The following is an 8,626-nucleotide window of genomic DNA, read 5'->3' as shown; positions in this document are numbered from 1 at the left end:
CCGCGCACGACGGCGAGGCGACGGGGCACCGGAAGATCGAGCCAGGTCACCGCGGCGAGACCCGCCGCGTCGAGGTCGACGAGCCAGGCGCCGCGCGGCTTGTCGCGCTCGCCGAAGCTGTAGTGCAGCGGGGCGCCGCTGTAGCGCACCCGCTCGCTGAGCGTCGCCCGCCCGTGGATGTGCCCCAGGGCGACGTAGTCAGGACCGTCGAAGACCGACAGCGGAACGAGGTCGATGCCGCCCTGGGTGATGTCGCGCTCGACGCCGGGAGTGGCGTCGACGCCGGCCGCGAAGCAGTGCGAGAGCAGGATGCTGCGCCCCCCGCGCTGCGCGAGATCGTCGCGCACGAGCGACATGGCGTGACCGAGCACGTCGTGCTGCGTGCGCGTCGGGATATCCGGCCACAGGTGTCGCACGAGCGAGGGCTCGAGGAACGGGATGCCGTAGACGTGGACGGGCCCCTCGGCATCGTGCACGGTGACGGGCTCGGCGAGACGCGCGGGGTCGGTGAGCACTCGCATGCCCTCGCGCAGCAGCGGCGCCTGGAACCCGAGCCGGGCGGCGGAGTCGTGGTTGCCGCTGGTCACGATCACACTCGCCCCCGCATCGCGCAGGTCGAGCAGCGTCTCGGTGAGAAGGGCGTAGGTCGCGGCGGCCGGGGTCACGGAGTCGAAGACGTCGCCGGCGACGACGACGAGGTCGACGCGATGCTCGCGCACCTGAGCGATCATCGCCCGCAGCACGGTCTCGACCGCGGCGAGAGTGCTCGTGCCGTGGAACGTACGACCGAGGTGCCAGTCGGACGTGTGCAGGATGCGCATGCCCTCCACGCTACGGCGTCGCTCCGACACCGCCGGCGATCCGCTCGCCCTGTGCCGTGCGCGAAGACGGAGACGCCCCGGGCGGTCCCACACACCGTCCGGGGCGACCTGCGACACCGTCCCGACGCCCCCAAAATGCACGCAGGGCATGATGCCTCAGGACGATCGACGACCGAGCGGCTCTTGGGGGCCGAGCCGCCCGATCGCCGACCGCGCCGAGAGACTATGCGTGCGACGGAATCCGGCGCATAGGGGATTCGGCGTATTCAGGCATACTGAAGGAAGGTCGATGGCGACCGCGCCCGACAGCCGTGAGATCCTGCCGAACGCGGCAGGTCGTACTGAGGGCAACCGTCCGCCGACGGACGGAGACGGCAGGGGATATGAGCGCCGCAGGAGACGCGCACGCGCAGATGTGGGCGGTGGTCGACGACGTGCTGCGTGCGGCATTCGCGGGCGACGCGGGGACCCTGCACGACACGCTCCGACGCCAGCGCTCGGATGCGGGATCACCGGCGGATGCCGCCCTGCTGGGCGTCGCCTGCGCCATCGCCGCGGTAGTCGCCTGCCGGTTCCCGGTGGCGATCGACGAGGCCGACGCCGCCTGGGATGCCGCCGCCGATGCTCCGGGCGACGTGCGCCGCCTCGCGGCCGCGGCCCTGCTGATGTGCGATGCGATGGTCGGCACCGATCATGCGGCGCGGCGCGGCATCCGACTGCCTGAGATCGTCGCGACGCTCGCCGCGCCCGGGCGAGGTCATCTTCTCGCCTGCTACCTGCTCGCCGAGGCCGCCATGAGTGCGGGAGCGTTCGCGGCGATCCCGCCGATCCTGCGGGCGACGGGGCTGGCGCCCGGACAGATCTCCGCCACCCCCGACGGCCCCGTCGACGGCGCCGCGCTGACGCTGCAGCTACTGCTGGCCCGCTCGTTCGCGTTCCAGGGGCACACCGACCAGGCCCGCGGCGTGCTCGATGCCATCTCGCACGCCGGCGCCCGTGTGCCCGCGCGAGCCCATGCCGTCGTGGCGGCGATCGCCGCGTTCGCCGCCGCCGGCCGGGCCGACCGGATCGGGTTCGAGCGACTCGCGGGCGGAGTGCTCCGACGTACCCGCGGCGACGTGAACTACCTCTCGGTCGGCGCCTGCTTCTATGTGGCCTGGGGCATGCGCGCCCTCGGACAGCTGCAGCGCGCCGCCGGGGTGCTCGTGGCGATCGCGGGCGCCGACCTCGAACGCTCGAAGCTGTGGGATCAAGCGTTCGGACTCGAACTGCTCATCGAGGCGAGCCTCGAACGCGGAGACCTCGCCAGCGCGAAAAGCCAGGTGGCACGGGCCGCGCACCTCGCGCGGTTCCCGGTGGCCGCGGCATCCGTCGCCCGCGCCGAGAGCATCGTGGCGGCCTCCGACGGACACCGCGACGACGCGCGCACGCTCGCGCTCGCGGCCATCCGGCTCGACGAGGGCGCGGGAGCCCACACCGAGGTCATGCGCGGCAAGCTCGTGCACGCCGCGGCGATCGCCGACGACGACCCGGCGTCGGCGGCGCGCCTGCTCGCCGAGGTGGCGGCGGAGGCCGACGCGTACGGCCTGGAATCGGTGCGCCTGGTCGCCGCACGACGGTGGCGTCGCCTGCGGGAGACGCACCCGGAGCTCGCCGGCGAGATCGTCATGCTCACCGCACGGCAGCGGCAGATCGGGGCGCTCCTGGCCGAGGGGCACAGCAACAGGGCGATCGCCGAGGCCCTGTTCCTGTCGCCGCGCACCGTCCAGGCGCACATCTCCGACATGCTCGAGATCACCGGAGCCCGCTCCCGCGTCTCGCTGGCCGCGCGGATCGGCTCCAGCCACGGCACGGATCTGAGCGCGTTGAGCCCCCGCCAGCGGGAGATCGCCGGACTCATCGCCGACGGTCGGCGCAACGCCGAGATCGCCCACGACCTCGGCCTCAGCGAGAAGACCGTGGAGAACCACATCGCCGCGATGTTCACCCGCCTGGGCGTGCGCTCACGCTCCGCGGTGGCCGCCGCCGTGCCGACCGCCGGCGTCGCGGGCTGAGGCGCGTCTCGAGCCTCGGAGATCGCCCCTCGTCCACGCCGCATAGCTGCGTCATCGGGGCGTCCCGCGGCGCCGTACGCTCGGAAGGGTGGAGCTGCCGGTCGTGTGCGTCGCGTTCCTTCTGCGCGAGGGCGTGGAAGGACCCGAGGTGCTGCTCGGATTCAAACGCACCGGTCTCGGCCTCGGCCGGCTGGTCGGCATCGGCGGGAAGGTCGAGCAAGGCGAGACGCTCGTCGAGGGCGCGGTGCGGGAGATCCACGAGGAGACCGGGCTCGTCGTCGACGGCGCCGATCTCACCGCGGTGGGCGTGCTCGACTACCTCTTCCCCGACGAACCGTCGTGGTCGCAGCGTTCGCACGTGTTCGTCGGCCGCGTCTGGCAGGGTGAGCCCGTCGAGACCGACGAGATCGTGCCGGCCTGGTTCCGCGTCGACCAGGTGCCGTTCGCGCGCATGTGGGACGACGCGAAGCGCTGGCTGCCGGGCGTGCTCGACGGGGGGCGGGTGGCGGCATCCTTCACCTTCGGACCTGATCTCGCCACGGTCGTCGCCGAAGGACCCTGGCCCGCCGCCGACTGAGGGCACCGGGTCGCCCTCCCGTCACCTGCGTGTCACACGCGCCGGATAGCGTCTGTCCCATGGTGACCGCCGAGCTGCCCGACGGAGACTCCCGCGACGCCGCGCCGTATACGTTCACGCACGACGGGTCCACCCTGGTCGTCGAGGAGCAGGGCGAGGGGCCGGTCGCCTACGTGCTGGTGCATGGCATCGGCATGGGCCGCAGTGTCTTCGCCGATCTGGTGGTGCGGCTGCGGGAGAGCGGACAGGTGATCGCGCTCGACCTCCCCGGCTACGGCGAGGCGCCCGAGCCGCCCCGCACCCCGACGATCGAGCGCATGGCCGACCTCGTCGCCGCATTCCTCCGGCACCGGGGTCTCGACCGGGCGCACGGTCGCGTCGTGCTGCTCGGGCACTCGATGGGCTCGCAGGTGGCCACCGAGGTCGCGACGCGGCATCCGATGCTCGTCTGGCGACTCGTGCTGTGTGCCCCGACGATCAACATCGCCGAGCGGTCGGCTGTGCGCCAGCTCGGCCGGCTCGCACAGGACCTCTGGGGNGAGAGCCCGATCGTGCTCGTGCGCGGCGCCCGCGAGTATCTGCGAGCGGGTCCGAACCTGCGACGCAAGATGCGGGCGATGCTCGCACACCGGCCCGAGGAGTCGTACTCGCGCATCGTGGCGCCGACCCTCGTCATCCGCGGTGAGGGCGACCCGGTGTCGCCGCACGACTGGTGCCGGTTCGTGGTCGAGGAGATCCCCGACGCGCACCTGGTCGAGCTCTCCGGACACGGGCACGAGACGATGATCAAGGATGCCGCGGCCGCCGCAGCCCGCATCGTCGCGTTCGCACGTGCGTGAGCGGCCTCCCGCGCGCGCGGGAGGTCGATCCGGACCGGGCGGGAGCGGTGCTCAGCCGCGCGGCAGGAGCACAGTGAACACGGCTCCGCCGCCGTCGCGGGCGCGGGCGGAGACCGTCCCGCCGAGCCGGGTGACCAGACGTGCGGCGATCGAGAGTCCGAGCCCGGTGCCCACGGCGCGCGTGTCGCGGTAGCGGGAGCGCAGCACCCCGCGGTCGAACGCGACATCAAGGTCGCCGGCGTCGAGGCCGGGCCCCGTGTCGCTCACCTCGAACCGCACGCCGGCGGGGTCGGCGGCGGCGACCACGACGACCTCACCGCCCGCGGGCACCGCGCGCAGCGCGTTCTCGACGAGTCCGTCCAGCACCTGCCGCATGCGGTTCGGGTCGGCGCTGAGCACGCCGGCATCGGCGCCCACCCGGGTGCGCAGCACCGCCGGCACGGTCGCGGCGCGCGCGGCCCAGGCCTCGTCGATCTGCGCAACGAGGTCGGCCGCGGCGACATCCACTCTCTCGATGCTGAAGTCGTCGGCCTCGAGGCGGGCGAGCNCGGCGACGAAGCGGTCGAGTCGGTCGGTCTCGGTGACGAGCACACGGCCGGCGTCGGCGGTGGCGGCGGGGTCGATGACGCCGTCGGCGAGGGCCTCGCCGTAGCCGCGGATCGCCGAGAGCGGGGTGCGCAGCTCGTGCGATATCGACAGCAGGAATTCGCGCTGGCGCCCTTCGCTCGTGGCGAGCGCATGGTCGAGCGCGCGCAGGGCGAGAGCGACTTCGGATGTCTCGGCCGGCCCCGCGACCGGCACGTCGACGCCCCGCTCGCCGGCCGCGAGCCGCCGGGCGGCGCGGGCGGTCGCCGCGAGCGGGCGACTGAGCCATCGCGCGAGCAGCACGGCGGCGATCGCGGCCGCCGCGAGGGCGACGGCGAGGGCGATGAGCACGCGGAAGGTCACCTGTCCGAGGGCCGGGTCGAGGTCGCGCATCGGCAGCGCGGCGACCACATCGAAGCCCGCGCTCGTGCGCCGGGCCTCGACGAGGGCGGGGCCCGCGGCGCCGCGCACCGTGCCGGAGTAGGTGCCCGTCGATGCCAGAGCCTGACGCACGACATCGGTCGCGTAGGTGCGTCCGGGGCCGCGGGCGGCACCTGTGCCGGGGGCGTCGATGACGGCGAACAGGGTGCCGCCGGTGGCGGACTCGGTCTGTGACCCGTCGAGCCCGGCCGGCACGCGATCGAGCCCCGCGATGAGGTCTACCTGCGCGGCGAGGCGGTCCTGCGCGACGCCGACCGCCGAGCTGCGGACGACCGGCACCGTGATCACGCCCGTGACGATGACGGCGAGCCCGACGACGGCGAGCATGACGAGCGTCATGCGCGTACGCAGGGTGCCGGGCCGTCGCCGCGGCCGGGGCGGGGCGATGGGCGCGGGCGGCACGGCGGCGGTCATCGGGGCTCCTCGTCGGCGGAGTACCCCACCCCACGCACGGTCGCGATGGGGCTCGCCTCGCCGAGCTTGGCGCGCAGCTGCGCGACGTGCACGTCGACGGTGCGGCCGCCGCCGTAGTCGGCCTGCCCCCACACCGCCGACAGCAGCTGCTCACGCGTGTAGACGCGGCCCGGCGAGGCGGCGAGGTAGGCGAGCAGCTCGAACTCGGTCGCGGTCAGCGCGACATCCTCACCGTCGACCTCGACGCGGCGGCGGGTCTCGTCGATGCGCACCCGGCCGAGCGCGTGGACGCGGGAGGCGGGCGCCGCGCGCCGGCGCAGCAGCACCTTGACGCGGGCGACCAGCTCCCGGGGCGAGAACGGCTTGGTGAGGTAGTCGTCGGCGCCGAGCTCGAGTCCGACCACACGGTCGACCTCGTCGTCGCGGGCGGTCACGAAGATCACGGGGGTCCAGTCGCCGTCGGCGCGCAGCGCCCGGCACACCTCGATGCCGTCGAGACCGGGCAGGCCCACGTCGAGCACGATCGCCACCGGTCGCAGCCGCCGCACCGCGGCGAGCGCGGCATCCCCGTCGCGTTCCACGTGCACCCCGAAGCCCGCATTGCCGAGGTAGAGCCGTTCGATGTCGGCGATGGCCGGCTCGTCCTCGGCGATCAGCACGAGTCCTCGGTCGGCGGCGGGCTCCATGCGCCCATTCAATACCGATCGGGATGCCGCGGCCCGCCCGATCCGCGACGCCTTACATTCCTCGAACACAGCGCGGACACCGCGTTCACGCAGATCGGGAACCGTGGGAGACACCTCGGGCCGATGGTCGGTGCCGGGGACGAAAGGAGCACCCATGTCCGTCCGCACCTGGCTCATCGGCGGTGCCGGCGCGCTCGTCGTCGGCACGGCGGTCGCGTTCGCCGCACCCGCGCTCGCCTCGACCACCACCACGACACCCACCCCCACCGCGTCGGCGAGCGCGTCGTCGTCGCCGTCGACGCCCGACTGCAACGCCCGCGGTCGCCTCGGCGCGCTGTGGGCGAAGCTCCCCGAGCAGCTGCGCAACGACCTGAAGGCGGCGCGCGCGCTGCCGGCGGGCGCCGAACGGAAGNNNGGGCGAAGAACGCCGGTGCACGCCTGCACGGCTGGTTCGATCGCGCACCGGCCGCACTGAAGCAGGATGTGCGCGCGGCGCTGCAGCAGCCCGCCGGCTCGGCGCGGGAGGCGGCGCTGAAGAACGTGGCCGACAAGGCCGCCGCGGGCGACTACGGCACGGTCGTGAAGGACCGCGCCGAGAAGATCACGGACTCACCCTGGTGGAAGACCTGCGTGGCCTGATCCTCGTCTCACGGTGACAGACGACGGATGCCCCGGACCATCGAGGTCCGGGGCATCCGTCGTCTGTCAGAGGTGTCAGCGGGCGGCGACGATGCCGGCGCGGTCCGGGTTCTTCTCGAACCACTCGGCCACGTACCAGCACACCGGGCTCACCTTGCGGTCGCCACGCTGCTCGAGGTCGGCGATGGCGTGCTCGGTCAGCACGCCCGCATACCCCTTGCCGCGGAAGGTCGGGATGGTGAAGGCCCGCGTCATCGCCACTGTCGAGCCATCGTCGGCGTAGTCGATGACCGCCACGAGCGAATCGCCGTCGTAGAGCGCGTAGCGCGAGGCATCCTTCTCGTCCTGGTATCGCAGGTCAGCCATGACGTCCTCCTCGGCGCGGGTCAGTGTCAGTCTCTCGGCGCGGGTCAGTGTCAGTCTTCGACAACGCGCACGACGACGTCGATGTTCCCGCGGGTCGCGTTCGAGTAGGGGCAGACCTGGTGGGCGGCGTCGGCGAGGGCCTGCGCGGCGTCGCGGTCGAGCTCGGGGATGACCACCTCGAGTTCGACGGCGAGCTGGTAGCCGCCCTGCCCGTTCGGGCCGATGGAGACCTTGGAGCCGACCGCGGTGTCGTGGATAGAGACCTTCTGCGCACGGGCGACGGCCTGCAGTGCGCCGTGGAAGCAGGCGGCGTAGCCGGCGGCGAAGAGCAGCTCGGGGTTGGCGGCGGCACCCCCGGCTCCGCCCATCGAGGCGGGCACGGCGAGGTCGAGGTCGAGCACGCCGTCGGTCGTGCGCACGTGGCCCGAACGTCCGTCTCCGGTCGAGAGGGCTTCGGCGGTGTAGAGGGTCTCCATGGGTTCTCCTTCCGAGGGCGAGCGGATGCTCGCGGGGGCCGGGCGTGTCCCGGCGGCGTCACCCGGCGAGGGCCGGGTGAAGATCGGGGGCCGCCTGCAGGGCGGCGGTGAGGGCGTGCAGCTGAGAGCGCAGTGCGATGCCGTTCTCGGCGCCGAGCCCCATCGCGTCGAAGACGCATTCGGCCACAGGTGCGAGCTGGGCGCGCACCTCGCGGCCACGGTCGGCGAGCCCGATCTCGACGACGCGCTCGTCGCGCGCGCGGCGGCTGCGCGTCACGAACCCCGCCTGCTCCATGCGGCGAAGCAGCGGCGAGAGCGTGCCGGAGTCGAGGCTGAGCTCGTCGCCGATCTCGCTCACGGTGCGGGCGCGGTCGTCGGAGAGCAGCACGAGCACGAGGTACTGGGGATAGGTGAGCCCGAGGGGCTCGAGCAGCGACCGGTAGGCATGGGTGGTCGCGCGCGCGGCGCTGTAGAGCGCGAAGCAGAGCATGTCGACGGAGGGCTGCACGGCTCGATCCTCGCACAGAATTGAATTGTGCACAATTTATTTCGGATGCCGCATCCCGCCGATCTGCGCGGCCGATCCGGTCGTGACGGCGCGTTTCGTCACATTTGTTCATGCGGGACCGTGCGGCTTTGCGCGGTTTGACACCCCGTGAAACCGAGGGTCATAATCGGCCCCATGACTGACAACGCGAAGCTTCTGTCCGCCTGGGAGGCGAACGGGA

At 73.0% G+C, this 8,626-nt stretch carries 11 protein-coding genes and 1 pseudogene; 5 read left to right on the top strand and 7 right to left on the bottom strand.

Features of this window, described 5'->3' with window-relative positions; all coding sequences use genetic code 11:
- A partial coding sequence (locus ASG00_RS07685) for a metallophosphoesterase family protein (protein WP_235559433.1) occupies nucleotides 1-821 on the bottom strand: 821 nt, incomplete at its 3' end.
- Nucleotides 822-1,204: 383 nt separating this feature from the next.
- Between ASG00_RS07685 and ASG00_RS07680 the strand changes: the two genes are divergently transcribed.
- The 4 genes and pseudogenes from ASG00_RS07680 to ASG00_RS17675 all read left to right on the top strand — a co-directional run.
- A complete protein-coding gene (locus tag ASG00_RS07680) occupies nucleotides 1,205-2,875 on the top strand; it encodes a helix-turn-helix transcriptional regulator (RefSeq protein ID WP_056208157.1) in 1,671 nt (556 codons plus the stop codon).
- Between the two features lie 88 nt (nucleotides 2,876-2,963).
- Nucleotides 2,964-3,452 (top strand): 8-oxo-dGTP diphosphatase, encoded by a 489-nt coding sequence (locus ASG00_RS07675; RefSeq protein ID WP_056208154.1) that lies wholly within the window; start codon nucleotides 2,964-2,966, stop codon nucleotides 3,450-3,452.
- Nucleotides 3,453-3,511: 59 nt separating this feature from the next.
- Nucleotides 3,512-3,990, top strand: a pseudogene (locus tag ASG00_RS17680) (alpha/beta fold hydrolase); the annotation flags it as partial.
- Between the two features lies 1 nt (nucleotide 3,991).
- Nucleotides 3,992-4,291, top strand: a 300-nt coding sequence (locus tag ASG00_RS17675; protein ID WP_235559430.1) for an alpha/beta fold hydrolase, incomplete at its 5' end; no start/stop codon positions are given.
- 51 nt (nucleotides 4,292-4,342) lie between these two features.
- On the opposite strand, the gene ASG00_RS18940 is transcribed toward ASG00_RS17675, so the two are convergent.
- The 3 genes from ASG00_RS18940 to ASG00_RS07660 form a co-directional block, all read right to left on the bottom strand.
- A complete protein-coding gene (locus ASG00_RS18940; protein ID WP_442922621.1) occupies nucleotides 4,343-4,666 on the bottom strand; it encodes a sensor histidine kinase in 324 nt (107 codons plus the stop codon).
- Nucleotides 4,667-4,839: 173 nt separating this feature from the next.
- The coding region (locus tag ASG00_RS18935) for a histidine kinase dimerization/phospho-acceptor domain-containing protein (RefSeq protein WP_442922620.1) at nucleotides 4,840-5,269 on the bottom strand (430 nt) is incomplete at its 3' end.
- 458 nt (nucleotides 5,270-5,727) lie between these two features.
- Nucleotides 5,728-6,417 (bottom strand): response regulator transcription factor, encoded by a 690-nt coding sequence (locus ASG00_RS07660; protein ID WP_045245816.1) that lies wholly within the window; start codon nucleotides 6,415-6,417, stop codon nucleotides 5,728-5,730.
- A 415-nt stretch (nucleotides 6,418-6,832) separates the two neighbouring features.
- Between ASG00_RS07660 and ASG00_RS14895 the strand changes: the two genes are divergently transcribed.
- Nucleotides 6,833-7,056 (top strand): hypothetical protein (locus tag ASG00_RS14895; RefSeq protein WP_235559429.1); only part of this gene is annotated, 224 nt, incomplete at its 5' end.
- Between the two features lie 75 nt (nucleotides 7,057-7,131).
- Here the strand turns inward: ASG00_RS14895 and ASG00_RS07650 are convergent.
- From ASG00_RS07650 to ASG00_RS07640, 3 genes are read right to left on the bottom strand one after another with little or no spacing between them, the layout of a single operon-like run.
- Entirely contained in the window at nucleotides 7,132-7,446 is a 315-nt protein-coding gene (locus ASG00_RS07650) for a GNAT family N-acetyltransferase (RefSeq protein ID WP_327037319.1), read from the bottom strand.
- Nucleotides 7,447-7,472: 26 nt separating this feature from the next.
- Complete coding sequence (locus ASG00_RS07645; protein WP_056208141.1) at nucleotides 7,473-7,898, bottom strand: organic hydroperoxide resistance protein; 426 nt, start codon at nucleotides 7,896-7,898, stop codon at nucleotides 7,473-7,475.
- Nucleotides 7,899-7,956: 58 nt separating this feature from the next.
- Complete coding sequence (locus ASG00_RS07640) at nucleotides 7,957-8,406, bottom strand: MarR family winged helix-turn-helix transcriptional regulator (RefSeq protein ID WP_235557396.1); 450 nt, start codon at nucleotides 8,404-8,406, stop codon at nucleotides 7,957-7,959.
- Between the last annotated feature and the right edge of the window lie 220 nt (nucleotides 8,407-8,626).

It is taken from the genome of Microbacterium sp. Leaf351 (assembly GCF_001423825.1).
Taxonomy (GTDB): Bacteria; Actinomycetota; Actinomycetes; order Actinomycetales; family Microbacteriaceae; genus Microbacterium; species Microbacterium ginsengisoli.
This window is presented reverse-complemented; position numbering and strand designations above follow the sequence as displayed.

What these genes read in the sequence shown, in the direction of transcription:
- ASG00_RS18940 (WP_442922621.1), bottom strand. Translation starts at nt 4,666, where the DNA reads ATGCGGCAGGTGCTGGACGGACTCGTCGAGAACGCGCTGCGCGCGGTG.
- ASG00_RS07645 (WP_056208141.1), bottom strand. Translation starts at nt 7,898, where the DNA reads ATGGAGACCCTCTACACCGCCGAAGCCCTCTCGACCGGAGACGGACGT.
- ASG00_RS07680 (WP_056208157.1), top strand. Translation starts at nt 1,205, where the DNA reads ATGAGCGCCGCAGGAGACGCGCACGCGCAGATGTGGGCGGTGGTCGAC.
- ASG00_RS07660 (WP_045245816.1), bottom strand. Translation starts at nt 6,417, where the DNA reads ATGGAGCCCGCCGCCGACCGAGGACTCGTGCTGATCGCCGAGGACGAG.